At 64.0% G+C, this 25,662-nt stretch carries 19 protein-coding genes and 1 pseudogene; 10 read left to right on the top strand and 10 right to left on the bottom strand.

The window, feature by feature from the left end; genetic code table 11:
- The first annotated feature begins 9 nt into the window (after window positions 1-9).
- Complete coding sequence (locus tag HAP48_RS33880) at window positions 10-603, top strand: DUF416 family protein (protein ID WP_166204172.1); 594 nt, start codon at window positions 10-12, stop codon at window positions 601-603.
- Between the two features lie 350 nt (window positions 604-953).
- Here the strand turns inward: HAP48_RS33880 and HAP48_RS33885 are convergent, their stop codons facing one another.
- Complete coding sequence (locus HAP48_RS33885) at window positions 954-1,826, bottom strand: NAD(P)-dependent oxidoreductase (RefSeq protein ID WP_029078521.1); 873 nt, start codon at window positions 1,824-1,826, stop codon at window positions 954-956.
- Window positions 1,827-2,029: 203 nt separating this feature from the next.
- Between HAP48_RS33885 and HAP48_RS33890 the strand changes: the two genes are divergently transcribed.
- From HAP48_RS33890 to HAP48_RS33910, 5 genes are all read left to right on the top strand, one after another.
- The gene (locus HAP48_RS33890; RefSeq protein ID WP_420869833.1) at window positions 2,030-2,467 is read left to right on the top strand and encodes a VOC family protein; all 438 of its coding nucleotides are present in this window, start codon (window positions 2,030-2,032) and stop codon (window positions 2,465-2,467) included.
- A gap of 56 nt (window positions 2,468-2,523) precedes the next feature.
- Window positions 2,524-3,654 carry an Mrp/NBP35 family ATP-binding protein gene (locus HAP48_RS33895; RefSeq protein ID WP_029078523.1) on the top strand — a complete coding sequence of 377 codons (1,131 nt, stop codon included), beginning with the start codon at window positions 2,524-2,526 and terminating at the stop codon, window positions 3,652-3,654.
- Window positions 3,655-3,932: 278 nt separating this feature from the next.
- Window positions 3,933-4,094 (top strand): hypothetical protein, encoded by a 162-nt coding sequence (locus tag HAP48_RS33900; RefSeq protein WP_224496729.1) that lies wholly within the window; start codon window positions 3,933-3,935, stop codon window positions 4,092-4,094.
- A 308-nt stretch (window positions 4,095-4,402) separates the two neighbouring features.
- Complete coding sequence (locus HAP48_RS33905; RefSeq protein WP_166204175.1) at window positions 4,403-5,491, top strand: TRAP transporter substrate-binding protein; 1,089 nt, start codon at window positions 4,403-4,405, stop codon at window positions 5,489-5,491.
- Window positions 5,492-5,783: 292 nt separating this feature from the next.
- Complete coding sequence (locus tag HAP48_RS33910; protein ID WP_166204176.1) at window positions 5,784-6,872, top strand: TRAP transporter substrate-binding protein; 1,089 nt, start codon at window positions 5,784-5,786, stop codon at window positions 6,870-6,872.
- 179 nt (window positions 6,873-7,051) lie between these two features.
- Here the strand turns inward: HAP48_RS33910 and HAP48_RS33915 are convergent, their stop codons facing one another.
- On the bottom strand, window positions 7,052-8,596 hold the full coding sequence (locus HAP48_RS33915) for an efflux transporter outer membrane subunit (protein ID WP_166204177.1): 1,545 nt from the start codon (window positions 8,594-8,596) through the stop codon (window positions 7,052-7,054).
- A 10-nt stretch (window positions 8,597-8,606) separates the two neighbouring features.
- Window positions 8,607-11,852 (bottom strand): efflux RND transporter permease subunit, encoded by a 3,246-nt coding sequence (locus HAP48_RS33920; RefSeq protein WP_166204178.1) that lies wholly within the window; start codon window positions 11,850-11,852, stop codon window positions 8,607-8,609.
- Between the two features lie 166 nt (window positions 11,853-12,018).
- On the opposite strand from HAP48_RS33920, the gene HAP48_RS33925 reads away from it, so the two are divergent.
- Entirely contained in the window at window positions 12,019-13,353 is a 1,335-nt protein-coding gene (locus HAP48_RS33925; protein ID WP_166202952.1) for an IS1182 family transposase, read from the top strand.
- Between the two features lie 63 nt (window positions 13,354-13,416).
- On the opposite strand, the pseudogene HAP48_RS33930 reads toward HAP48_RS33925, so the two are convergent.
- Window positions 13,417-14,571 (bottom strand): annotated as a pseudogene (locus HAP48_RS33930) (efflux RND transporter periplasmic adaptor subunit); the annotation flags it as partial.
- Between the two features lie 431 nt (window positions 14,572-15,002).
- Between HAP48_RS33930 and HAP48_RS33935 the strand changes: the two are divergent.
- Together HAP48_RS33935 and HAP48_RS33940 are read left to right on the top strand one after the other, a co-directional pair.
- Window positions 15,003-15,677 (top strand): response regulator transcription factor, encoded by a 675-nt coding sequence (locus HAP48_RS33935; protein WP_166204179.1) that lies wholly within the window; start codon window positions 15,003-15,005, stop codon window positions 15,675-15,677.
- A 2-nt stretch (window positions 15,678-15,679) separates the two neighbouring features.
- Window positions 15,680-17,005: a sensor histidine kinase gene (locus tag HAP48_RS33940; RefSeq protein ID WP_166204180.1), complete on the top strand. Its 1,326-nt coding sequence runs from the start codon at window positions 15,680-15,682 to the stop codon at window positions 17,003-17,005.
- Between the two features lie 83 nt (window positions 17,006-17,088).
- Here HAP48_RS33940 and HAP48_RS33945 read toward each other — a convergent pair whose 3' ends face one another.
- From HAP48_RS33945 to kynU, 4 genes are all read right to left on the bottom strand, one after another.
- Complete coding sequence (locus tag HAP48_RS33945) at window positions 17,089-18,450, bottom strand: PDZ domain-containing protein (protein ID WP_166204181.1); 1,362 nt, start codon at window positions 18,448-18,450, stop codon at window positions 17,089-17,091.
- 121 nt (window positions 18,451-18,571) lie between these two features.
- On the bottom strand, window positions 18,572-19,861 hold the full coding sequence (locus HAP48_RS33950; RefSeq protein ID WP_166204182.1) for a M20/M25/M40 family metallo-hydrolase: 1,290 nt from the start codon (window positions 19,859-19,861) through the stop codon (window positions 18,572-18,574).
- A 145-nt stretch (window positions 19,862-20,006) separates the two neighbouring features.
- A complete protein-coding gene (gene kynA, locus HAP48_RS33955; protein WP_166204183.1) occupies window positions 20,007-20,846 on the bottom strand; it encodes a tryptophan 2,3-dioxygenase in 840 nt (279 codons plus the stop codon).
- Window positions 20,843-22,036: a kynureninase gene (gene kynU / locus HAP48_RS33960; protein ID WP_166204184.1), complete on the bottom strand. Its 1,194-nt coding sequence runs from the start codon at window positions 22,034-22,036 to the stop codon at window positions 20,843-20,845. Before kynU ends, kynA begins: the two co-directional genes overlap by 4 nt.
- 177 nt (window positions 22,037-22,213) lie before the next feature.
- Here kynU and HAP48_RS33965 point away from each other — a divergent pair, with 177 nt between their 5' ends.
- Window positions 22,214-23,047, top strand: a complete 834-nt coding sequence (locus tag HAP48_RS33965) for an alpha/beta hydrolase (RefSeq protein WP_166215422.1) — start codon at window positions 22,214-22,216, stop codon at window positions 23,045-23,047.
- Between the two features lie 215 nt (window positions 23,048-23,262).
- On the opposite strand, the gene HAP48_RS33970 is transcribed toward HAP48_RS33965, so the two are convergent.
- Together HAP48_RS33970 and HAP48_RS33975 are read right to left on the bottom strand one after the other, a co-directional pair.
- Complete coding sequence (locus HAP48_RS33970) at window positions 23,263-24,864, bottom strand: TRAP transporter large permease (protein ID WP_166204185.1); 1,602 nt, start codon at window positions 24,862-24,864, stop codon at window positions 23,263-23,265.
- Entirely contained in the window at window positions 24,861-25,400 is a 540-nt protein-coding gene (locus HAP48_RS33975; protein WP_166215424.1) for a TRAP transporter small permease subunit, read from the bottom strand. The genes HAP48_RS33970 and HAP48_RS33975 overlap by 4 nt, the downstream gene beginning before the upstream one ends.
- Window positions 25,401-25,662: the final 262 nt, after the last annotated feature.

A 25,662-nucleotide genomic window follows, 5' to 3' on the forward strand; every position in this document is an offset into this window, starting at 1 on the left:
GATGGGTAGATGCTGAAGCTTATGTCCGAAGAGACCACCGCACACCTTTTGTCGTTTTCGGCGGGAAAGAAGATCGCTTTCTTAGTGCTTCTGTACGAGAGGATGATTCCGGAGCTATGTTCTTTTTGCCTCACTGAGGGCCGTGATTTTTCTGTCTTTCAAAAAGCACGTAAGGAATTTTGGCAATGGTTAATGGGCGACGATTCGTCGATCTCTTGGGGGCAGTTCAGGGAAGACGTCCTTAGCGCAACACCTGACAGCGAAGATTTTGGCACTCTGGCGGCGTCATTCGCGTTGAATGCGGCTCTCGTTGCCGCAGATATTGCTGGGTTTATCGAGGATGGCCACGACAGCCGTATCGTTGAGGCAATTGGTTACGCGCGCGATTCGCTGGACGCTAACGCGACCAATGAGATGGGGGCGACCGTCTTTAATCGCGCTGTCGAGGACTATGTGAAGGCGCACCCGCTTGTGCAGAAGGAAGCGCGGACGGAGGAAGAGGACGTCGCATTCCTGAGCACGATGCAGGAGCCGCCATGGCCCGAGAATATAGTTTCAATGGTGCGCCAAAGAGCCGAAACCCAGCGCGGTTTGCTCAACTGAAAAGCTGAGGGTTGGCCGGGTTTTGGGCCGGTTTTAGTGATGGCAAGATAAAAGGGTTGGTTCCAAAGGTCGCCTAAGTCTTTGTCTACACATCGTCTTTTGTGGGATTGCGGTGACAGTGCACTAAACCGCCAACTAGAAGCTACAATTTCGGAATAATGGAAGTGTGCCCCTGATTTGCCCGACATGTCAAGTTGACCAATCGACTGCCGGGGGCCGGTCAGCTACTTTGCATGGGCTTGTTTTCGATATTTTGGCGGCGCGCACTTTCAAAGGGGAATTCTCCTTCGCGAGACGACGCCGCATGGCTGGTGACCCACCGACGTGGGTCACCGTGCCAACGCAAGCAGCTAGCGCTGCAAACGGGCGAGCAGGCTCGACGTATCCCAGCGCTTGCCGCCCATCTTCTCGACCTCGGCATAGAACTGGTCGACCAGCGCGGTCGCCGGCAGCGTCGCGCCGTTGCGGCGGGCTTCCGCCAGCGCGATCGACAGGTCCTTGCGCATCCACTCGACCGCGAAGCCGAAATCGTACTTGCCCTCGTTCATGGTCTTGTAGCGGTTCTCCATCTGCCAGGACTGCGCCGCGCCCTTGGAGATGGTCTCGATCACGGCCGCGACGTCGAGGCCGCTCTTCTTGGCGAAGTGGATGCCCTCGGAGAGGCCCTGCACGAGGCCGGCGATGCAGATCTGGTTGACCATCTTGGTCAGCTGGCCGGCGCCTGCCGGTCCGAGCAATTTGCACATCCGCGCATAGGCGCCGGTGATGATCGGCTCGGCGCCGGCATAGGCGTCCGCGCTGCCGCCGCACATCACCGTCAGCACGCCGTTCTCGGCGCCGGCCTGGCCGCCGGACACCGGCGCGTCGACGAACTTGAAGCCGGCCTTGGTGGCGGCGGCGTCGAGCTCCCGGGCGACTTCGGCGGAGGCGGTGGTGTGATCGACGAAGGTCGCGCCCTTCTTCATCCCGGCGAAGGCGCCGTCGGCGCCGATCGTGACCGCGCGCAGGTCGTTGTCATTGCCGACGCAGCACATCACGAAATCCTGGCCTTCGGCGGCGGCCTTCGGCGTCGGCGCCGTCTTGCCGCCGAACTTGTCGGCCCATTCCTTCGCCTTCGCCGCAGTCCGGTTGTAAACGGTGACCTCATGGCCGCCCTTTTTCACGAGGTGTCCCGCCATCGGGAAACCCATCACGCCGAGACCGAGAAAAGCGACTTTAGCCATATCTGTTACCTTGTGATTTGCCGTGGTGACCGCCCCCTTGAGACCTCCGGAAAACGTCGCGGCGGGCAGGGCATTCCGTCCATGGAAGGAGCCGCACCATACCCCCTGCGCAGCGGAGGGCAACGCCTTCGTTGGATGGCAGACCCCGGTTTTGTGCTAGGATCGCCCCACCAAAGAACTTCACAAAAATGGGAGTGTCTCGCATGGGCATGAGCGTGGGTGTGCTCGATCATTTCAATATCCGGACCCGGAATCTCGCCGCCACGGTGCGGTTCTATGAGGACATTCTGGGCCTGGAAAAGGGCGCTCGGCCGAACTTCGCGTTCCCCGGCGCATGGATGTACAGCGAGGGCAAGGCGGTCGTGCATCTGGTCGATATTTCGCAGACCAGCGAGGCGCAAAAGCCGGATTCCGGCGTCGTCCACCACGTCGCCTTTGCCAGCCAGGGCTTTGACGGGATGAGGCAGCGGCTTCAGTCCAAGGGCATGGAATTCGACTCGCGCCAGGTTCCCGGCGGCGACCTTTGGCAGATCTTCGTCAACGACCCCAACGGGGTCATGATCGAGCTGAACTACGAGGCCGCCAAGGAAGGCGGCGCGGCAGCGCCGGCCGAGCGGCGGGACGACGTCGGAGCGAGGTAGCCTTTTGCGCTGCAACGCTCTATGGGTCGTCGCTTGAACTTTTCAGGAGATGCGCGGTGAGCGTGACGCAGCAACAGGTTCTCGATTGCCTTGCCAAGGTGATGTCGCCGCGCGGCACAGCCTTGACCAACGCCAATGTGCTGTCGGCGATCACGGTCACCGACGGCAAGGTGTTCTTCTCGATCAACGTCGATGCGGCGGAAGCCCGCGCCTGGGAAAGCGTGCGTGCGCAGGCCGAGAACGCCGTGCGCGCCATTCCCGGCGTCAGCGTGGCGATGATCGCGCTGACCGCGGAGCGCAAGGCGGGCGCTGCGGCGCCTGCACCGCGCCCGGCTGGCGGCGTCCCGCCGGCGTCCGCACACCGGCATCCGCATCCGCCCGGCGCGCAATCGCCGATGGCTCGGCAGGCCGAGATTCCCGGCATCTCCGCCGTCATCGCCGTTGCCTCCGGCAAGGGCGGGGTCGGCAAGTCGACCACGGCGCTCAACCTCGCGCTCGGCCTGCGCGACCTCGGCCTGCGTGTCGGGCTGCTCGACGCCGACATCTACGGCCCGTCGGTGCCGCGGCTGACCGGTATCCGCGAAAAGCCGCAGCTCAACGACGACAAGAAGATGATCCCGCTGCAGCGCTTCGGCCTGTCGATCATGTCGATCGGCTTCCTGGTCGAGGAGGACACCGCGATGATCTGGCGCGGGCCGATGGTGATGTCCGCGATCACCCAGATGCTGCGCGACGTCGCCTGGGGCACCCTCGACGTGCTGGTGGTCGACATGCCGCCCGGCACCGGCGACGCCCAGCTGACGCTCGCGCAGAACGTCCCGCTCAAGGGCGCCGTCATCATCTCGACCCCGCAGGACCTCTCGCTGATCGACGCCCGGCGCGGACTCGCGATGTTCAAGAAGGTCAACGTGCCCGTGCTCGGCATCGTCGAGAACATGAGCTATTTCCAGTGTCCGCATTGCGGCACGCGCTCGGACATCTTTGGCCATGGCGGCGCCCGCCACGAGGCCGAGAAGCTCGGGGTGCCGTTCCTCGGCGAAATTCCCCTGCACATCGCCATCCGGACCGCGTCCGATTCCGGCACCCCGGTGGTCGAGAGCGAGCCGGACGGCCCGCACGCGGCGATTTACCGCGCGATCGGCGGCAAGGTCCGTGAGCAGCTGCAGGACGTCATCGCCGCAGCCTGAGGTTGCCTTTCCGTCGTCGCGGGCCGGGCTCTAAAGGCGTCGGCCTCGGCGGCGGTTCTTCACAGAACTGTCGCGCTGAACGGTTGCTGGACCGCTTTCGGCCTGTATGGTTGTGAAGAGATAGCCGAATCGTACCAGTCTGTCCGTCAGCTTGAACGAGTCCATCGCCAGGCCGTAACCGCGGGAAAGGCCGTGAGGCCACGATCAACATGGCAGCACCAGCAAAGAAAGCACGCCGCAAACATCTGACGCGGGAGAAGCGCGAAGAGGCTTCCCGGATGGCATTCAACATTGCGAAGAAATCCGACTCGATCAAGGAGGCCGCGGCGGCGATCTCGAAGACGTATGGCGTGAGCCACACGACCGCACAAAGCTGGATCCGGCGCGGGCGGCATTTGGCCGACCAGGCCAAGAAAGCGCGGGAAACGACGCGGCGCTGATTGCCCCGGTAGCCCGGTGGTTGAGCGCGGGCCGGACGGCCCGCACGCGGCGATTTACCGCGCGATCGAAGGCCCGATCCGCAAGCAACTGCAAGGCGACATCGCCGCGGCCCGGGCTTGGATTTTTCGGCCGATTCCCGCGTCATCAGACTTTCGTTTAATTGGCGCGGTCATGCCATTGTCGCGTTTCCGTGGGGCCGCCTTCCGTGTTAAAGGGCCGGCCAGAGCGCCTCGGCGGGCTGTGCAAGCGTCCCGCCGGAGAACTGCTTGCGGTCACTGGGAAACGCCCCTCAAGGAGAAGCCTTACGATGAAGCGTCGTGATTTTTTGAAAGTTTCTGCGGCCGGTGCTGCCGCGACGGCGGTTGCGGCGCCGGCGATCGCGCAGTCCTCGCCTGAAATCAAGTGGCGCCTGACCTCGAGCTTCCCGAAGTCGTTGGACACCATCTATGGCGGTGCCGTCGAGGTTTCGAAATACGTCGCCGAAATGACCGACAACAAGTTCCAGATCCAGGTGTTCGCGGCGGGTGAAGTCGTCCCCGGCCTGCAGGCGCTGGACGCGACCTCCAACGGCACGGTCGAGATGTGCCACACCGTCTCGTACTACTATGTCGGCAAGGACCCGACCTTTGCGATCTACGCGTCGGTGCCGTTCGGCCTCAACGCACGCATGCAGAACTCCTGGTGGTACCAGGGCGGCGGCGAGGCGCTCGGCAACGAGTTCTTCAAGAAGTTCGGCGTGATCGGTTTCCCGACCGGCAATACCGGCACCCAGATGGGCGGCTGGTTCCGCAAGGAGATCAAGACGGTCGCCGATCTCTCCGGCCTCAAATTCCGCATCGGCGGCATCGCAGGTCAGGTGCTGCAGAAGGTCGGCGTGGTGCCGCAGCAGCTCGCCGGCGGCGACATCTATCCGGCGCTCGAAAAGGGTACCATCGACGCCGCCGAGTGGGTCGGTCCCTATGACGACGAGAAGCTCGGCTTCCAGAAGGTCGCCAAGTACTACTACTATCCGGGCTTCTGGGAAGGTGGTCCGTGCGTGCACTCCTTCATCAACCTGGAGAAGTGGAACGCGTTGCCGAAGAACTACCAGGCGATCCTGACCAATGCGTGCGCCAATGCCAACAGCTGGATGAATGCGCGCTACGACATGCAGAACCCCTCGGCGCTGAAGCGGCTGGTGGCCGGCGGCACGCAGCTGCGTCCGTTCACCAACGAGGTGCTCGAGGCCTGCCTCAAGGCGACCAACGAGCTGTGGGGCGAGATTTCGGCCAAGAACGCCGACTTCAAGAAGTCGATCGACGCCATGCAGGCGTACCGTTCGGACCAGTATCTGTGGTGGCAGGTCGCCGAATACACCTTCGACAGCTTCATGATCCGCTCGCGCACCCGCGGCTGATCGGCGCAGCGTTCGCGCGAGGAGAACGCCGCAAGACAACAAGCAGGGGCTTCGCTTCCAGGACTGAAGCCCGCGCCAAGCTTCGACTTAAGTAGCCCGGCCTCCGCGAGGAGGCCGGGTTTTTTGCGTCTGGCATTCGGGATGGGGATGCTCCATGCTCGCGCCCGAAGCCTCGGCACGAAGGCGGCGCATGATCGGTCTCCGGTCATGACGGCAAAAAAGAAAAGGGGCGCGACGATCGCAAGCAGTCGACGCTCGGACAACACAATCATACAGGGCAGGATTCATTCAAATGAAGCGCAGGGATTTCATCAAGGTCACGGGTCTGGGCGTCGCTGGTGCCGCAACCGTCGCGGCGCCGGCCATCGCGCAGTCGATGCCGGAGCTCAAGTGGCGGCTGACGACGAGCTGGCCGAAGTCGCTCGACACGCTGCACGGCGGCGCCGAGCTGATGGCAAAGGCGGTGGGTGAAGCCACCGACAACAAATTCCAGATCCAGACCTTTGCCGCCGGCGAGATCGTGCCGGGCCTGCAGGTGCTCGACGCCGTGCAGAACGGCACCGTCGAGATGGGGCACACCGCGCCCTATTATTATTACGGCAAGGACGCGACCTTCACCTTCGGCTCCTCGGTGCCGTTCGGACCCAACATGCGCCTCAACCAGGCCTGGTACATGATCGGCGGCGGCAAGGAGCTGCTCAACGAGTTCTACAAGAGCTACAACGTCACCTCGCTGCTTGCCGGCAACACCGGCTGCCAGATGGGCGGCTGGTTCCGCAAGGAGATCACCAGCGTCGACGATCTCAAGGGCCTCAAATTCCGCATCGGCGGCTTTGCCGGAAAGGTGATGCAGAAGCTCGGCGCGGTGCCGCAGCAGCTTGCCGGCGGCGACATCTATCCGGCGCTGGAAAAAGGCACCATCGATGCAGCCGAGTGGGTCGGTCCCTACGACGACGAGAAGCTCGGCTTCCACAAGGTCGCGCCGAACTATTACTTCCCCGGCTGGTGGGAAGGCGGCCCGATGCTGGTGGCGATGATCAACCTCGACAAATGGAATGCGCTGCCGAAGCACTATCAGTTCGTGCTCGAGCAGGCCGGCCATCTCGCCAACAACTGGATGATGGCGCGTTACGACCAGGCCAACCCGATCGCGCTGAAGAAGCTGCTCGCGGTCGGCACCAAGCTGCGCCCGTTCCCGGCTACGGTGATGGAAGCCTCCTTCAAGGCCGCCAAGGAGCTGCATTCCGAGGTCTCGGCGACCAACGCCAACTTCAAGAAGGTCTACGATTCGCTGACGTCGTTCTCCAACAACGGCTATCAATGGTTCCAGGTCGCCGAAGTCGGCTACGACAATTTCATGGCGCGCCACTCGCAGGTGTGATCGCGGCTCTTAGTCTTAACCTCGCCCCGCTTGGGGGAGAGGTCGGATCGCATCAGCAGATGCGATCCGGGTGAGGGGTACAGGTCTCACAGCGTTCCGGACTCGTGGAAGCGGCCCCTCACCCCAACCCTCTCCCCGTAAGAACGGGGAGAGGGAGAAGAGAGCTCCGCCCGGAACCATCAGTTCCTCGACGCGACGCGGCTTTCGAACACGCAGGAGCGCCAGTCGCTGGTCGCGCAATCGGTCGGCCAGCCGCCGCCGAGCGCCATGAACAGCGCCGCGGTGTCGGACAGCCGCGTCGCCACCGCCTGCACGCGGGTGATCGCGGCATTCAAATAGACCTGCTGCGCGTTCAGCACATTGACCTGATTGACTTGGCCGAGCCCGAGCTGCTTCTGCACGATGTCGAGGCTGGCCTTGGCGGCGTCCTCCGCCTTGATCGCGGCCTGCACGGCACGGGCGTCGGCCTGCAGGCTGCGCAGCGCGTCGGCGACGTTCTGGAACGCCGTGATGACGGCCTGGCGGTACTGCGCGTTGGCCTGCTCGAGCGCGGCCTCCGCTGCCTTTTGCTTGTGGTAAAGCGTCAATCCGTCGAACACGGTCTGGGTCGCGCTGCCGGCAACCGTGTAGAACAGCGTCCCCGGCGTGAACAGCTGGGCGGCGTTGAAGGCGGTCGAGCCGGGGTTGGCAGAGATGGTGAAGCTCGGCAGCCTTGCTGCGATCGCGGCACCGACCAGCGCGCTTGCCGAATGCAGATTGGCCTCGGCCGCCCGCACGTCGGGGCGCTGCGCCACCAGCGTGCTCGGCAGGCTCACCGGCAGATTGGCCGGCAGCGCGAGCCGCTGCAGGTCGAATTTCTGCAGGATCTCATCGGCGGAGAATTGCCCGGCCAGCGCCGTGAGCAAATCGCGCTGGATCGCGAGCTGCTTCTGCAGCGGCGGCAAGGTCTCCTCGGACTGCGCGAGCGCCGCCTGCTGCGCCAGCACGTCGACCTGCGCCGCCTGGCCGGCATTGAACTGGTTCTGCAGAATGCCGAGGATGTCGCGCTCGACCTTGATGATGTGCTCGGTGGCGGCGATCTGGCCGCGCAGCGAGGCCTCCTGGATCGCCGCCGTCACCACATTGGAGGTGAGCGTCAGATAGGCTGCCTCGAGCTGGAATTGAGCCTGCTCGGTGAGCGCGTCGAGGCTCTCGACGTTACGCATGTTCTCGCCCCACACGTCGGGCACGAAGCTGATATTGAGCTGCGCGGTGTACAGCGTGTAGCGGGCCTGCGCCGTGTTGCCGGGCCCCGACACGGCGTTGGAGACGAGCTGGTCGGACGGGGTGAAGTTTGCACCGACTTGCGGAAAGTACAGGCCGCGCTGTGCCAGTGCGTTGAAGTTCGCCAGCCTGATCGCGGCCTCCGCCGCCTGCAGCGACGGATTGCGCTCGACCGACAGGCGGATCAGCTGGTTGAGCGGCGCGGAGCGGAATGCGGCCCACCAGCGTGTCGGGATGTCGGCGCCGTTGACGAAGCGTTGCCCGGACACGCGCGGTCCGGCCGGATCGGATGGCGGCGATTGCAGCTTCTCCGGCGTGTAGCCGGCGACGGTGGGGGCGGGCGGCGACGAGAAATTGGGGCCGACCGCGCAGCCTGCGAGCATGAGGGCGCCGGCGGCCGCGGCCAGCCCGCGCATCGCGGCAGCGGCATGACGTGGCGTGCTGATGCTGAAATCGTCCATGGCACGCCCCCTAATGCGCGGCTTCGGGCGGCGCCGCGGCAGGCGTCTCGCTGGGCGCGGCGGCGCGTTCGCGCGACAGGAAGATCTTGCGCAGCGCGGGTGCTACGATCAGGAGCAGCAGCGGGCCGATGAACATGCCGCCGACCACCACGGTTGCGAGCGGCCGCTGCACCTGGCTGCCAATGCCATGCGACAGCGCGGCCGGGAACAGGCCAACGCCCGCGGACAGCGCGGTCATCAGCATCGGGCGCATGCGCTGCTCGGCGCCGTTGAACACCGCCTCCGCAATGCTCTGGCCCGACGCGCGCAGCTCGCGGAAATAGGTGATGTTGAGAATGCCGTCCATCACCGCGACGCCGAACAGCGAGATGAAGCCGATCGCGGCCGAGATCGAGAAGTCGAGCCCGGCGAGGTAGAGCGCGATCAGGCCGCCGCCGACCGCGAAGGGAATGCCGGCCAGCGCCAGCAGGCTGTCGCGCAGCGAATTGAACAGGCTGTAGAGCAGCACGAAGATCAACAGCAACGTCACCGGCACCACGATCATCAGCCGTGCCTTGGCGGCTTCGAGATTGTCGAACTCACCGGACCAGATCATCCGGTAGCCGGTGGGCAACGGCACGGCTTGCGCGATCCTGGCCTGCGCCTCCGCCACCGTGCTGCCGAGATCGCGGCCGCGGACGCTGAACTTGATCGGGATGTAGCGCTGGCTGCGCTCGCGATATATGAACAGGGCGCCGGTATCGAGCGAGATGTCGGCAAGCTCGCTCAGGGGGATATAGGCGTTGGTGCCCGACGGGGTGGCATAGGCGACCTTGATGTCGCGCACCGCGTCGATACTCTGGCGGAATTTCGGGTCGAGCCGCACCACCACGCCGAACTGCCGGTCGCCCTCCAGCACCGTCGTCGCATTGGTGCCGCCGAGCGCGGCCTGCACCACGGTGGTGACGTCGCCGGTGTTGAGGCCGTAGCGCGCGGTCTTTTCCCGGTTGACCCGGATGTTGAGATTGGGCTGGCCAACCAGATGGAAGATGCCGAGATCGGCGACGCCGCGAATTTTCGCCATCTCCTGCGCGACCTTGGTCGCGAGCCCTTCGAGCACGTCGAGATTGGGGCCGATGATCTTGATCGAGTTCGCGCCCTTCACCCCGGAGAGCGCCTCCTCGATGTTGTCCTGGATGTACTGCGAGAAGTTGAAGGTGACGCCGGGCATCTCCTCGTCGAATTCCTTCTGCAGCTCCTCGGTGAGCTTCTCCTTGGTCAGACCCGGCGGCCACTGGTCGAACGGCTTGATCGGCGCGAACAGCTCGACATTGGAGAAGGCCGAGGCGTCGCTGCCATTGTCGGGGCGGCCGTGCTGCGACACTACCGTGATGATCTCGGGGTGGCGCAGCAGGATCTCGCGCATCTTGCGGGTCGGATCGGTGCCGGCCTCGAGCGAGATCGTCGGCGGCATCGAGGCGCGGATCCAGAAATTGCCTTCCTCGAGCGCGGGCAGGAATTCGCTGCCGAGCCGGCTCGCCGCCAGCGCGCTAAGGCCGAGGAACACAATGCCGGATGCAACCGCGATCTTCAGATTGGCTTGCGACCAGCGCAGCACCGGCGTGTAGCTCTTGCGCAGCCAGCGCACGATGACGGTTTCGGTTTCCTCGATATGCCGCGGCAGCAGCAGCGACGCCAGCACCGGCGTCACCGTGAAGGTCGCCAGCAGCGCGCCGGCCAGCGCATAGCCATAGGTGCGCGCCATCGGGCCGAAGATCTGGCCCTCGACGCCCTGCATGGTGAACAGCGGCACGAAGGCGGTCACCGTGATGGCCGCGGTGAAGAACACCGCCTTGTCGACCTGCAGCGCGCTGACGAAGATCATGCGCAGCCGCTCGGTCCAGCCCGGCGCGGGTCCGCCGTGCTGCGTCGTCGGGTCGCTCCCCCAATAGCCCTCGGCGAGGTTCTGCAGCACGCGCAGCCGGTTCTCGGGACTGGACTGGAAGTTGCGGAAGATGTTCTCCATCATGATGACGGCGGAATCGACGATGATGCCGAAATCGACCGCGCCAAGCGACAGCAGATTGGCGTCCTCGCCCTGCAGCACCAGGATGATGATGGCGAAGAACAGCGCGAACGGGATGTTGGCGCTGACGATCAGCGCGCTTCTGAGGTCGCCGAGGAAGACCCACTGGATGACGAACACCAGGAGACAGCCGAACAGCAGATTGTGCAGCACCGTGTGGGTCGTCACGCTGACCAGCGAAGAGCGATCGTAATAGGGCACGATCTTGACGCCCGGGGGCAGGGTGCCGTCGCCGTTGATGCTGGCGACCTCTTCCTCGACCCTGGGGATGATGTCGTTGGTGTGCTGGGTGCGGCCCATCACCACGATCGCGGCGGCGACGTCGTCATGGCCGTCCTTGCCGGCGATGCCGAGCCGCGGCACATAGCCGATCGACACCTTGGCGACGTCCTTGATCTGGATCGGCAGCCCGTTCGACTGGGTCAGGACGATGTTCTCGATGTCCTGGACCCTGTAGCCCTTGGTGATGTCGTCATCGCCGCCGGAATTGATCAGGCCGATGCCGCGGATATTGACGGATTGCTGGCCGATCGCGATCTCGCGGCCGCCGACATTGACATTGGAATTGCCGAGCGCGCTGATCAGCTGCGGCACGGTGATGTTGTAGGCCTCGAGCTTGGCGAGGTCGGCGTCGACGTTGAACTGCTTGGTGGTGCCGCCCCAGGAGTTGATCTGCACCACACCCGGAAGCGTCATCAGCCGGCGGGCAACGACATAGTCCTGCAAGGTCCGCAAATTGGTCAGGCCGAAATTCGGCGGACCGACGAGCTGGTAACGGTAGATCTCGCCAACCAGGCTCGATTGCTGGATCTGCGGGACCTGATTGCCGGGCAGCTGGACGTTCTGCGTGAGGCTGTTGGTGGCCTGGGTCAACGCGAAATAATAGTCGACGCCATATTTGAAGGTGACCCGCACGAAGGACAGGCCGTAGAACGAGGTCGAGCGGATGTTGACGACGCCGGGCGTCGAGTACAGCCCGACCTCCATCGGGATCGTGTAGTACTTCTCCATTTCCTCGGCGGACAGCCCGGCGGCCTGCGCCGTGATCTCGATGATCACAGGCGCCGGGTTCGGATAGGCCTCGATGTTCAGCTTGGCGAACGCCGTGAACCCGGCGGCGCAGAACACGATGAGGCCAAGCACGATGACGGCGCTTCGGGTCAGGCCGAACTGGAGGAGGCTCTTGATCAAGGTGCTGCACTTCCTCTTGGGGTGACGAGCGCGCGGTCAGCGTCGCATCCGGCGTGCTATCCGGTGGCCGCATTGGCGAACTTGTTACTGAGGAAGATCGCGCCGCTAGGAGCTTGTCTGGATAGTCGCTGTTCAAATCTGGTCGGGTCTGATTCAACATTGGGCGATGAGCAAGTATTTTCGGCCTTGGAACATCGATCAGACGCTGCTTCTGCCGCCGAATGTGCAGGACTTCGTGCCGAAAGGCCATGTCTCGCGGTTTATGGTTGATCTGGTGCGGGAGAGCCTCGATCTCAGGGAGATCATGGGCAGCTATGTGAGCGGGCTTGGGCAGCCGCCGTTTGATCCGCGGATGATGGTGGCGCTGCTGCTGCATAGCTATGCGAGTGGGCTGTATTCGTCGCGTCGGATTGCCAAGGCCTGCCGGGAGCGGAACGATTTTGTGATGATCGTGGCGCTGGATGCGCCGGATTTTCGGACGATCAGCGACTTTCGCAAGCGACATTTGAAGGCGCTCGGCGCGCTATTCGTGCAGGTTCTGAAGTTGTGCGAGACGGCCGGGCTGGTCAAGCTCGGTCATGTCGCGCTGGATGGTACGAAGATCAAGGCGAACGCGTCGAAACACAAGGCGATGAGTTATGAGCGCATGAAGAAGCGCGAGGCGGAATTGAAGGCCGAGGTCGCTCGCATGCTGGCGGCCGCCGAGGCGGCGGATGCCTCGGAGGATGAGACTTTCGGCAACAGCGACGAACTGCCGGACTGGACCGTCGACAAGCAGAAACGGCTGGCGAAGATCCAGCAAGCGATGGCGGCGCTGGAAGCGGACGCCAAACTGGCGGCGGAGGAAGAGCGCCGCATCGAGGCCGAAAAGGAACAGCAGCGCCAGGCCGAAGGCCGCAAGAAGCCGGGCAAACCGGCGGCGCTGCCATCGGAGGAACCCAATCCCAAGGCGCAACGCAACTTCACCGATCCGGAAAGCCGCATCATGAAGTCGAAGGATGGCTTCGTTCAGGCCTATAATGCCCAGGCGGCCGTCGATGCACATGCCCAGATCATTGTCGCGCAAGAACTGACCCAGCACGGCAGCGATCAGGGCCAGTTGGTGCCCCTGATCGAGGCCATCGAGAGCAATCTTGGCCGCAAGCCGCGGCAGGCCTCAGCGGATTCCGGCTACTGCAGCGAAGCCAATCTCGAAGCGCTCGACACACGCAGCATCGATGGCTATGTCGCGCCCGGACGCGCCAAACACCCGACAGTAGCGAACGGAAAAGTCGGCGGCCCGCTGACACAGGCCATGCGAAAGAAGATCGACGATGGCGGCTTCGAAACACCCTACCGATTGCGAAAGCAAGTGGTGGAGCCGGTGTTCGGGCAGATCAAACAGGCAAGAGGCTTCCGCCAGTTCCTGTTGCGGGGCATCGAGAAAGTGCGCGCCGAGTGGACAATGATCTGCACCGTCCATAACCTCCTCAAGCTGTTCAACCTCGCAAACGCAGCCTGAGCCTGCTACTCTACAACAAATGCCCGTCACGAAAACATATCTGGACGGGCTCCTAGAGGCGACCTTTTCACCGGCGCCGAGGCCCGAGAGGATCTGCCGCCAGCCGTCCTGCTCCATGCCGATCGTCACCGTGCGGCGGTCGAATTTGCGGCCGTCGGTCGTGACCCACACCGTCATCGTTCCGTCGCCCTCGCGCACGATCGCGTCCGAGGGCACGCTGACCGACAGTTTCGGCGGCTCGGTTTCGATGGTGAAGCTCGCCAGCATGCCGGCGCGCAGCTTGTGCTGGGGATCGTCGATCACCGAGCGCACCAGCTGACGGTGCGAGGTCGGATCGATGTTGAGGCCGAGCGTCGTCACGCGGCCGCGAAACACCTCGTTCGGATAGGCGGGCAGGCGGACCTCGACCGGTTGGCCGATCCGGTACGAGGGAGCATCGGTCTCGATCACATTGGCGACCATCCACATTGTCGAGATGTCGGCCAGCGAGTAGGGCGCAGGTGCATTGCCGGGCTGCACGTAGAGCCCCGGCGCGGCGTTGCGCGCGATGATCCGGCCCGAGATCGGGCTCGGCACCACCAGGATGGAATCGACCTTGCGGTCGGCGACGATGCGGTCGATCTCGGCGTCGGTCTTGCCGAAGATGCGCACCGCGTCGCGGGCGGCCTTGTAATTGCCTTCGGCGGTCTGCTGATCCGACGTCGCCTGGTCGACGTCCTTCTGCGCGCCGCCGCCGGTCTTCAGCAGCTGCCTGACCCGCGCCAGCGTCCTGATCTGCAGTTCGAGCACGCCGGACGAGGCGAGCAGCGACGATTCCGCCTGCAGCAGGTCGGGGCTGTCGATCGTGAACAGCGTGTCGCCCCTGGCAACCTCGTCACCGACATTGAGCGGCGTGTCGACGATCCTGCCGGGGTTCGGCGTGAACGCCTGCACCAGCATGTTCTGGTTGAAGTCGATCGAGCCGACCGCGTTCTTCAGTGTCCGGAACGAACGTTGCTCCGCCGCCATGACCTTGAGCGAGGCCGCCTGCTTGTCGCTCAGCGCGACGTATTGCTGCTCGACGTTGACATCCTGCGGCGCGGTCTCCTGCGCGGCCGAACTCTGCGCGGCCTTGGCGCTCACGACGCCGTCGGCGCGCGTCATCAGCCACGCGCCGGCGAGGAGCACGGCCAACACCGGCATCGCCGCAAAGCCCATATGCTTCATTCGAAATGACATCGCCCGCCCGGCCAATCCTGCATGAAAGCCTCGCGCGAGGATCGAGGTCTTGCCGCATATTGGGCAGTCGTCGAGCTCTCGGCGAGAACGAGCAATCTGTTATCAGGGCTTGCTGACGCCAGCCTTACGCTGGCCGGCCCATTCATGCGGGGGGTGCGCCGATTTTGATTGCAGCCGGTAGGCGTTTATCTATTTTCAAGTAATGGCCGGTGCGGCCGGCCATAGCGAAAACATAGCGCGGGTCGCGCAATCGAGGCGTTGTGCCCAAATGCGTGTCGTTTGCACATCGTGATTGCCCAAGGTGATTGCCCAAGGCGATTGACCAAGGCGCGATCCGTCGCGCATCGTCTCGTGGCTGGCGCATCGCGACAAGGTGTGCAAACGGAAGACATGGAATACGGAAGACATGGAATGAAGACAGGACTGCTGCGATGCGCCTTTTGATCGTCGAGGACAATGTCGAGCTCTCGAGACTTCTCGCCAGCGGGCTGATGGCGGCGGGGTATGAATCCGATGTCGTCAACAGCGTTGCCGAGGCGCGTGATGCGCTGCGCAGCGTCACCTATGCCGCCATGATCCTCGATCTCGGGCTGCCCGACGGCGACGGCCTGTCGGTGCTGTCGGAGCTTCGCCGCAAGACCGACCCGCTGCCGGTGCTGGTGCTGACCGCGCGCAACGGCCTGCAGGATCGGGTCAACGGCCTGCGCAGCGGCGCGGACGACTATCTGGCGAAGCCGTTCGCGCTGGAAGAGCTGGTGGCGCGGCTCGAAGCCATCCTGCGCCGACCCGGCCAGCTGCTCGGCTCGTCGCTGAAGCTCGCTAATCTGGTCTACGACACCGAGAGCAAGCAGGTGTTCGTCGACGGTGCGCCGCACGTGTTCTCGGCGCGCGAGACGTCGGTGCTGGAGATCCTGCTGCGGCGGCAGGGGCGGGTGGTGCCGAAGAAGAACGTCGAGGACCACATCTTCGGGCTGTCGGGCGAGGTCGCCTCGAACGCAGTCGAGGTCTATGTGTCGCGCCTGCGCAAGCTGCTCGCCGAGCACCACGCCAAGATCATCATCCACACCATTCGCGGCGTCGGCTATCTGATGGCGGAGGAGAAGTAGCGGTGTTCCGCTTCAAGTCGCTGACCTCGCGGATCGTGTTCCTGCACATCGTGGCGGTTGCGGTCGCTGCGATCTTCCTGCCGCTCTTGCTGCTGTGGCTGTTGAATACCGAGATCGACCATCTGCATCGCGAGGCGATGCGCGATCAGGCCGCCGATCTCGGCCAGAACCTCTCGGTCGGTTCCAGCGGCAAGGTATCGCTCAATCTGCCTGACAGCCTGAGGGGGCTCTATTCCGACGCCTATGGCCGCTACCGCTACGACATCTACGATGCGGACGGCCGCGTGCTGTTTTCGTCGCATCGCGAGGCGCCGCCACTGCCGGCCTCGGTCGACCGGATCTCCGGTGCCAGCGTCACCAGGCTGCTCGGCGACCAGACGCTGCGCATCCAGGTCGCCGAGGACCTGTCGCATCGCGACGTCATCATCGATGACATCGTCACCAACTTCTTCCGGCGGGTGGGCTGGATCACGATCCCGATCCTGCTGATCCTGCTTGCCGCCGATATCCTGATCTTCCGCCGCGCAATTGTCCCGTTGTTGCGCGCCTCGGAGGAAGCCAGAAGCATCGGACCGGCCAGGACCGACATCCGTCTGCCGACCGAGGGGATTCCGACCGAGATCCTGCCGCTGGTGACCGCCGTCAACCAGGCGTTCGACCGGCTGGAGGACGGCTTTCACGTACAGCGCCAGTTCACCGCCGACGCCGCGCATCAGCTTCGCACCCCGCTCGCGATCCTCAGGACCCGGATCGAGACGCTGAACGCGGCCAAGGGGACCAGCGAGCTGCATGCCGACATCGAGAGCATGAGCCGCATCGTCAACCAGCTGCTCGAGATCGCGGAGCTCGATACGCTGGTGCTGGATCCCGGCGAGACCGCGGACCTGCGCGCGGTGTGCGCCGAGGTGGTCGGCTCGATCGCGCCCTATGCGCTGGCGCAGCAGAAGGACATCGCGCTTCGCGGCACCGACAGTGCGGTCCGGGTCAGGGGCAATGCCGAGATGCTGCAGCGGGCGATCTTCAATCTGGCGGAGAACGCCATCAAGTACACCGCCGATGCGACCTCGGTCGATGTCGAGGTGCACGAAGATGGCTCGGTGCAGGTGCGCGACTGCGGGCCGGGGATTGCGCCCGCCGAGCAGGGCCTGATCTTCCAGCGCTTCTGGCGCGGCGATCGGCAGTGCACGGACGGCGCGGGGCTCGGGCTCTCGATCGTGCGCGGCGTCGTCGACGATCACGATGCGACGGTGAGGGTGGAGAACCTGCCGGCCGGCGGTGCCCAGTTCACGCTGCGCTTCCGCCTTGCCGAGGCGGAGCCGGCGTCGTGAGACGGCCTGCGGCCGAACAGAGCGTTTTGGGCGAGATGGTGATGCACCCGAAAGCGGACGTCTCACGCTTCAAGCTGTAGCCTTCAACCGCTGTGGCCAGCTTGGGCCACCAGCCAATCGCCGACGACCGACTCGATCGCTGTTTGGTAGGCCGGATGCCGCGCCGGCGTCAGATCCCACGCCCGCGGAGCCTTGAAGCTCGTTGCCTGGTCGGCGGCATCAGTCAGGTAGTGGTCCATGTGGTCGATGATCCTGAGCTCGCCGCGGCCGGGGTGGGCGCTGTTGACGTTCTGCAGAATCGCCCGGCTGTCGGCTTCACCGGTGATAAAATCCGCGTTTCCGTAAACCACCAGCACGGGCAGGTCGAGCGGCGCCCACAACGCCGGCAGGTTGAGAGCGGCGACCTGGCGCAGGTAAGCGTCCGAAGCCGGATACTTGATCATCGCTGCAGCGGCCGGCCGTTCAGCCAGCAGCGCCGCGCGTGGCTGGCCCTCGATCAGGAGGCGATGCATCGCCCATTCCTTGAGCGCCATGCGGTCGGCGACCGCGGCAGGCGCCAGCCCTTCCAGTTGCAATTGCCGGCGCACATTGACGAGCTCGTACTCGAACCACGTCGTGCCCACGCCTTGCATGACGACGATGCCACGCACCGGGTCGCGTGCCGCGGCCATCGGCGCTTCCACGCTGCCGATGCTGTGGCCCAGAATGAAGACCCGCTCGGGATCGACCTCCGGCCGCTGCTTGAGCATCCGCAGGCCGGCGACGTAACCGGCGAGCTCGCCTTCGAGATCCACTTCCTTGGCCGGCGGCCCTTCGCTGTCGCCGACGCCGCTCTTCTCAACCCTGAGAGTGACGAAGCCGCGGCGCGTGAGGGCGGTGAGCAGGCGCCGGTAGGGCTCGGCGACGTCGTGATCGGGATCGAAGGAATAGTCGACGCTGTAGCTGCCGATGCCGCCGATCAGCAGCACCGCCGGTCGCCGACCGGCAGCAGGCGCCTGCGGCGTGGTCATGATCGTGCGCCGAAGTCCGGTCGGCGTTGTGACGGCGTCATAGGTGAAATCGACGCCGGAGGCAGTCTCGAACGGTACAGCGCCGAGCGTGATGGCCAGTGTGAGGGGTTGGCCGGCGCGGCGCAGCTCGACGCGGATGGTGTCGCCGGCGCGGTGCAGCCGCACCTCGCGCAAGAAGTCGTCAACTGCGGCGAGCCGCGTGCCGTCCACCGACACCACGACATCACCGGAGACGACGCCGGCTTGAGCGGCCGGCGAGCCGGCGATGACGCGCGCGGCCAGCACGCCAGGCCCAATCGAGCCGGTTCCTGCCGGCAGCGGCGTGGCCGTAATGCCGAGCAGTCCGCGACGTCCGAGATCGAGCGCCGACCCCGGGGTCGCCAGGACGACCGAGAGCAGGATCGAGCAAAGCAGTCCGATCAGGTGCTTGTACATCACACCGACCTCCCCAGGAGCGGTTTGCGGTGCGCCAGCTTAGGGACAGTGCGCAGTCGCCGCAATCACTGCGGCTGCCATTTCGGGCCGTGCGCAAAGGCCGTGCAGTAAGCCTGCGGGTCTATTTCACCTTGCCGTCGGACAGGTCCATGATCATGCGGGTGGTCAGGTACAGGCGCGGCACGATGCTGTTGATCTGCACGTATTCCGCATCGTTGGAGTGGGCGCCGAAGCCGGACAGGCCCATGCCTTCCACCACGGCTCCCTTGGTCTTGAGGGCGGCGAATGCCGCGTCGGTGCCGCCGCCGGTGGCTATCTCGGCCACGTTCAGCGACATGCCCAGGTCCTGATAGATCGTCTTGCCGTGGCTTGCCACGCGGCGCGAAGCGTCGTTGGCTTCGAGCGGCGGGCGACGCACCTCGAATTTCACGTTCACCTTGGTGTCGGGTAGCAGGCGGTTCTTGATCTTGTCCTGCAGGGCCTTCTCGAGCTCGTCGAAATCCGCAACCTTGAGCGCGCGCGCATCGGCTTGGGCGGTGGCCTCGGCGGGGATCACGTTGCGGTTGGTGCCGGACTTGGAAACCGTCCAGTTCAGCTTCAGGCCCTGCTCGGGCTTGGACAGGTCCTTCATCTGCAGCACCTGGTGCGACAGCTCATAGAGCGCATTGACGCCGCCTTCGGGCCTGGCGCCGGCATGCGACGACTTGCCCTGCACCGTGAGATAGGCCGAGCCGATGCCGCTGGTGGCGAGGCGGAGCGTGCCGCTGGCGTCGCTGCCTTCGAACGAGAACACGGCATCCTGCTCCGCGGCGACGCGGGTGATGGTGCTGCGCCAGCCGGGCGAACTGATTTCCTCGTCGCCGTTGATCAGCACGGTGAGGGTGCCGTAGTCCTTGAAGTTGAGCTTCTGCAGCAGCGCGACGGCATGGATGATGGTGGCGATGCCCTGCTTGTCGTCGGCAATGCCGAGCCCATAGGCTTTGTCGCCATCGACGCGGAAGGGTTGGTCCTTCAGCATGCCCTTGAGATACACCGTGTCCATGTGCGCGATCAGCAAGATCTTCGCGCTGCCGGTGCCCTTGAAAACGGCCTGCACGGCGGGGCCGATCTTCTCGGGCGTGTCGTCCAGCCGATAGATGTCGGTGGTTTGCAGGATCTCGACCGCGCCGCCGATCTGCTTGAGCTGTCCGGCGATGCGCTCGGCGATCTGGTTCAGGCCCTCGATGTCCTTGCTGCCGGATTCGATCTGCACGAGGTCGCGCAGGGTGTCGAGCAGCGGCTGCTGCTCCTGCTGCGCCAGCGCGCGAAGGTCGGCCTCCGGCGCCGCATGCGCCACGGGCGCGGCAACGGCCAGGCCGAGCGATAGCATCAGCGGGCGAACGAACGAGCGGGCGGAACGCGATTGGGGCATGGGTGGGGTCTGTGAGTTCGGGGACGATCGGTGTCCGGTGTCTTCACAGGCCTCACGACCGCCGTCAACAGGCGCGGCGTGCCGTGCTGCCGCGAGGCACGCCGAAAGCGCTGAAGCCCGCGACTGCTTCGGCTGGGCCGGAATCCTACAGCTCTGTTCTCACCTTCCAGAGCTCCGGGAACAGCACGATCTCGAGCATCCTGCGCAGATAGGAGACGCCGGAGGTGCCGCCGGTACCTTGCTTCAGGCCGATGATGCGCTCGACCGTGGTGACGTGGTTGAAGCGCCAGCGGCGGAAATAATCCTCGAAATCGACCAGTTTCTCCGCCAGTTCGTAGAACATCCAGTAGGTTCCGGGAGAAGCGTAGATCGTCTTCCAGGCGGCCAGAACCTTGTCATTTTCGCTCCGCGTCGCGCGCCAATCGGTGCGATGCGCGTCCTCGCCGATATCGAAGCCATTGCGTCCGAGCAGAAGCAAGGCCTCGTCGTAGAGGCTGGGTGCGGCAAGAATCTCCTCCAGCCTCGCGACGATGTCGCCGCGATGATCGTGCGGGTGCAGCATCGCCAGGTTGCGGTTGCCGGCCAGGAATTCGATCGCACGGTACTGGTATGACTGGAAGCCGGAGGACTGTCCGAGCCGGTCGCGAAACTTGGTGTATTCGCTCGGCGTCATCGTCCGCAACACGTCCCAGGCATTGTTGAGTTGCTCGAAGATCCGCGCCATGCGCGATAGCATCTTGAAGGCGGACTGAAGCTGATCCTGGCGAATGGCTGTGATCGCCGAGCAGATTTCGTGTATCGCAAGCTTCATCCAGAGCTCGGACGTTTGGTGCTGGATGATGAACAGCAATTCGTCATGCGCGCCCGAGAGCGGCTTCTGGGCTCCCAGCACAAGTTCCAGATTCAGATAGTCGCTGTAAGACATGCGTCCCGCAAACGACATCTGGGCGCCTTCCTGGGAGGGGTCGTAGGGTTTGTCGGTCATGTCACCAGGGCCCTTTTGCGATATTCGGCGGTGTCCCACCGTCGGTTGGCGATGACGTCAGCGATCACGTCGACCGCGGCGCGAACCTCCGTTTCCCCGATGTAAAGCGGCGTGAAGCCGAACCGTATCGCGTCCGGCGCCCGGAAATCGCCGATCACGCCGCGCGCGATCAGTGCCTGCATGATCGCGTACCCATTGTCGTGACGGAACGAGACCTGGCTGCCGCGTTTGCTCCCGTCGCGCGGTGAGGCCAGCTTCAGCTCCTGGCAGCGCGCCTCCACTTCGCGGATGAACAGCTCGGCGAGCGCGATCGACGCCTGACGCACGTCGTTCATGCTGACGCCGTCCCAAACATCGAGCGCGGCGTCCAGCGCGGCCATCGCAATCACCGGCGGCGTTCCGACCCGCATCCGCTCGATCCCCGAGCCGGGCCGGTAGTCGAGATCGAATGCAAACGGCGACTGATGTCCCATCCATCCCGACAGCGCCGGCCGTGCGTTCTCGGCATGCTGAGGCGCCACGTAGATGAAGGCCGGCGCGCCGGGGCCGGCATTGAGATATTTGTAGGTGCAGCCAACCGCGAAATCCGCTTTCGCGCCCAGCACGTCAACCGGGATCGCGCCCGCGGAATGTGCCAGATCCCAGATCGTGATGGCGCCGGCGCTGTGCGCCTTCTGCGTCAGCGCGGCCATGTCGTGAAGCCGACCGGTGCGGTAGTCGACCTCGGTCAGCATCGTCGCAGCGATCGTGTCGTCGATGGCGGCTTCGACGTCGTCAGGCGCGACGACCCTGAGCGTATATCCTCGGTCGAGCGTCCTGAGCAGACCTTCGGCGATGTAGAGATCGGACGGAAAGTTTCCGTTGTCGGTCAACACCATGCGCCGCGACGGGTTGAGCTCGAGCGCCGAGGCCAGCGCCTGGTATACCTTGATCGAGAGCGTGTCGCCGACGACCACCGTGCCCCCCGGCGCGCCAATCAGGCGGCCGATGCGGTCGCCGATCCGGCGCGGCTGGACCATCCAGCCGGCGCTGTTCCAGCCTCCGATCAGTTGCTTTCCCCATTCCTCCGATATCATGCGGTGGACGCGTTCCGAGACCGCAACGGGCAACGGGCCGAGCGAATTGCCGTCCAGGTAGATCACGCCATCCGGCAGGTTGAACAGCGATTGCGTTCGTTTGAAATCGGTCATCCGTTTTCCTCACGCGCAACGGCAAATTCTGCCATGCAAGCCATTTACTTCAAGCCTAAAATTTATAGGCATGAAATACATTCCCGCTGTGCCTCGGGCGTCCATGCTATTAGATTCCGTCAACCTGCGTCGCATTTATCGGCGCTGACCCGCAGGTCCCCGAACGGACATCGGCCCATGATTTTCCATCAGGTTTCCGACTGGAATGATGCCTATGCCAACGCCGCCAACATCCCCGGCGGCGAACGCTGGCCGGGGGCGTGGGTGCAGCCGGCTGAGGCCTATCGTGATGAACTCCAGGGCACCGCCCGCGCCAGGCTCGACATCAGCTATGGCGAGAACGCACGGAACCGGCTTGACTTGTTCCTCCCGCAACGTTCGCCCCAGGGCCTGGTCGTGTTTGTCCATGGTGGCTTCTGGCGCGCGTTCGACAAGAGCTACTGGTCGAACCTGGCGCGCGGCTCCGTCGACAGCGGCTATGCGGTGGCGATGCCGTCCTACACGCTGTGCCCTGCTGTTCGCATCGCTGACATCACGCGTGAGGTCGGCGCCGCGGTCGAGCGGGCCGCCTCGATGGTCGAGGGGCCGCTATTTCTGACAGGCCACTCCGCGGGCGGCCACCTGGTCACGCGCATGATCTCGGCGACGTCGCCGCTGCCGGATCAGGTGCGGGCGCGCATACAACACACGCTCTCGATTTCCGGCCTTCATGACTTGCGGCCGCTCATGAAGACCGCCATGACCGCCGATCTCAGGATTGATGAGGCGGAAGCATGGGCCGAAAGCCCGGCATTGCTGCACCCATTGCCCGAGGCACGGGTGACCTGCTGGGTCGGCGGCGCGGAGCGTCCGGAGTTCATCCGTCAGAATGCCCTGCTGGCCAACATCTGGACCGGCCTCGGGGCGCGGACCTGCATCATCGAGGAACCCGGCCGGCATCATTTCGATGTCATTGATGGTCTTGCCGATCACCGTCATCCGATGGTCCGGGCGCTGTTGTCTGCCACCTAAGCGTTTTCGAGCGAAGTGGACGCCGGTTCGCGTGAAGAAAACGCGTCAAACAAAAAGCTAGAGCGTCGGTTCTGATTCAATCAGAACCGAAAGTGCTCTAGCCGATCGGTGGTTGCTCCGATCGCATCAAGGCCGACCTGTCTCGCGACCGCCAAACAAGCGAAAACCCCGGCGCGAAAGCCCCGGGGTTATTCCTTCTGAAGAAGCGAGGCGCGCTACTGCTTCGGCTGGCCGAAATCGAGCGGCGGCAGCTCGATCTGCGGCACCTCGATCTTGATCTTGCTGAGATCGACGTCGAGCGGCTTGTCGAGCAGGGCGGTCACCACGACCGGGAAAGCAATCACGATCGCCACCATGATCGCCTGCAGGCCGATCCAGGGCAGGGCGCCCCAATAGATGTCGGAGCTCTTCACTTCCTTCGGCGCCACGCCGCGCAAATAGAACAGCGCGAAGCCGAACGGCGGATGCAGGAACGAGGTCTGCATGTTGACGCAAAGCATGACGCCGAACCAGATCAGCGCGGCATCAGGTCCCACGACCGGCCCCAATACCTTCTGCGCGATCGGCGCGATCATCGGCAGGATGATGAAAGCGATCTCGAAGAAGTCGAGGAAGAACGCCAGGAAGAAGATGAAGAGGTTGATGAAGATCAGGAAGCCCCAGACGCCGCCGGGCAGCGAGGTCAGATGGTGCTCGAGCCAGACGCCGCCGGAGACGCCGAGGAACACCACCGAGAAGCAGGTCGAGCCGATCAGGATGAACACCACCATGGTGGAGAGGCGCATGGTCGACTCGTAGCCCTGCTTGATCAGGCCGCGCAGGTCGGGGATGCGGACGGCTTCAAGACAGAGCCAGACGACGGCGAGATAGACCACCGCGAAAGTCAACTTGAACAGTTTTCCATCGCCGATGAGCATTCCGATGATCGTGCCGATGCCGGTGGCCGCGATGCCGATCAGCAGCATCTTGTGGCCCTTGTTGCTCAGATCCTTGTGGTGGATCGCGGCGAGAACGATGGCGCCGATCGCACCCATCGCACCGGCTTCCGTCGGCGTCGCCAGGCCGAGCATCATGGTGCCCAGCACCACGAAGATCAGCACGGCCGACGGAATGATGCCCATCAGGCATTTGCGCCAGAGCGGCCAGCCCGTCAGCGTCCGCGCTTCCTTTGGAACCGCAGGGACGTGACTTGGCTTGAAGATGCCGAGCAGGAACGTGTAGCTGGCGAACAGGGCGATCTGCAGCACCGACGGTCCCCAGGCGCCGAGATACATGTCGCCGACCGACTTGCCGAGCTGATCGGCCATCACGATCAGCACCAGCGAGGGCGGCACCAATTGGGTGATGGTGCCGGAGGCGGCCAGCACGCCGGTGATGTAGCGCACATTGTAGCCGTAACGAAGCATCACCGGCATCGAGATCAGCGCCATGGCGATGACTTGCGCCGCCACCGTGCCGGTGATTGCGCCGAGGATGAATCCGACGATGATCACGGAGTAGCCGAGGCCGCCGCGGATCGGGCCGAACAGCTGGCCCATCGAATCCAGCATGTCCTCGGCCAGCCCGCATCGCTCCAATATCGCGCCCATGAAGGTGAAGAAGGGAATCGCCAACAGCAATTCGTTGGAGAGCACGCTGCCGAAAATGCGGCCCGGAATGGCCTGCAGGAAGTTCATGTCGAAGAAGCCGAGATAGATCGACAGGAAGCCGAACGACAGCCCGAGCGCGGCCAGCGTGAAGGCTACCGGGAATCCGATCAACATGGCCAGAATCAAGCCGCCGAACATCAGTGGCGGCATCATTTCCAGCGTGATCATTGGGTCGGCCTCTCATACTTCGCATCGATCACGACGTAACCCTTCAGTGCAGCGATGCGCTTGATCACTTCGGAGACGCCTTGCAGCGCCAGGAAAACGAAGCCCACGGGAACAACGAGCTTGATCGGCCAGCGAACCAGCCCGCCGGCATTGCTCGAAATCTCACCCACTTCGTAGGCTTGATAGAAGAACGGCCAGGACAGATAGCTGAGCAACAGGCACGACGGGATCAGGAAGAACAGCGTTCCGATCATGTCGAGCCAGAGTTGGCCGCGCTCGGACAGCATGAGATAGAGAATTTCGACGCGAACATGCTCGTTCTTTTTGAAAGTATAGGAGGCGCCGAACATCACGAAGACGGCGAACATGTACCACTGCAATTCGAGCCAGGCGTTGGAGCTGTAGCCGAACGCGTAGCGGATCATCGCGTTGGCGGCGCTCACCACGCAGGCGGCGAGCACGAGCCAATTACAGATACCGCCCAATTTCTCATTAAGCTGATCGATAACCGTACTGAGTGCCAGCAATGGGCGCATCACGATCTCCACGGTCGCGCCCTCTGCGCGCCGAATACGTTCTCAACCATCATCTGGCCGCCGCGCGCATGCGCACGGAGCCACGGCTCACTTTCAGGAGCAGTTGCAAACGTTCGTCCTCCCCCGAAATCCGCTTCAGCCGTTCTTGGCTGCCGGATCGTCGGCAGTGGCCGACAGAGGGCAGCGGCCTATCCTGGCCAGACTAGCGTGGAAGCTAAGGCACCAAATCAGCGCCGTGGAACGCCGTCAATCGGAAAATGGG

The sequence above is a fragment of the Bradyrhizobium septentrionale genome (assembly GCF_011516645.4).
Taxonomy (GTDB): Bacteria; Pseudomonadota; Alphaproteobacteria; order Rhizobiales; family Xanthobacteraceae; genus Bradyrhizobium; species Bradyrhizobium septentrionale.

Coding starts and splice junctions, on each gene's coding strand:
- HAP48_RS33880 (WP_166204172.1), top strand. CDS start 10: ATGCTGAAGCTTATGTCCGAAGAGACCACCGCACACCTTTTGTCGTTT.
- HAP48_RS33885 (WP_029078521.1), bottom strand. CDS start 1,826: ATGGCTAAAGTCGCTTTTCTCGGTCTCGGCGTGATGGGTTTCCCGATG.
- HAP48_RS33890 (WP_420869833.1), top strand. CDS start 2,030: ATGGGCATGAGCGTGGGTGTGCTCGATCATTTCAATATCCGGACCCGG.
- HAP48_RS33900 (WP_224496729.1), top strand. CDS start 3,933: ATGGCATTCAACATTGCGAAGAAATCCGACTCGATCAAGGAGGCCGCG.
- HAP48_RS33905 (WP_166204175.1), top strand. CDS start 4,403: ATGAAGCGTCGTGATTTTTTGAAAGTTTCTGCGGCCGGTGCTGCCGCG.
- HAP48_RS33910 (WP_166204176.1), top strand. CDS start 5,784: ATGAAGCGCAGGGATTTCATCAAGGTCACGGGTCTGGGCGTCGCTGGT.
- HAP48_RS33915 (WP_166204177.1), bottom strand. CDS start 8,596: ATGGACGATTTCAGCATCAGCACGCCACGTCATGCCGCTGCCGCGATG.
- HAP48_RS33925 (WP_166202952.1), top strand. CDS start 12,019: ATGAGCAAGTATTTTCGGCCTTGGAACATCGATCAGACGCTGCTTCTG.
- HAP48_RS33935 (WP_166204179.1), top strand. CDS start 15,003: ATGCGCCTTTTGATCGTCGAGGACAATGTCGAGCTCTCGAGACTTCTC.
- HAP48_RS33945 (WP_166204181.1), bottom strand. CDS start 18,450: ATGTACAAGCACCTGATCGGACTGCTTTGCTCGATCCTGCTCTCGGTC.
- HAP48_RS33950 (WP_166204182.1), bottom strand. CDS start 19,861: ATGCCCCAATCGCGTTCCGCCCGCTCGTTCGTTCGCCCGCTGATGCTA.
- kynA (WP_166204183.1), bottom strand. CDS start 20,846: ATGACCGACAAACCCTACGACCCCTCCCAGGAAGGCGCCCAGATGTCG.
- kynU (WP_166204184.1), bottom strand. CDS start 22,036: ATGACCGATTTCAAACGAACGCAATCGCTGTTCAACCTGCCGGATGGC.
- HAP48_RS33965 (WP_166215422.1), top strand. CDS start 22,214: ATGATTTTCCATCAGGTTTCCGACTGGAATGATGCCTATGCCAACGCC.
- HAP48_RS33970 (WP_166204185.1), bottom strand. CDS start 24,864: ATGATCACGCTGGAAATGATGCCGCCACTGATGTTCGGCGGCTTGATT.
- HAP48_RS33975 (WP_166215424.1), bottom strand. CDS start 25,400: ATGCGCCCATTGCTGGCACTCAGTACGGTTATCGATCAGCTTAATGAG.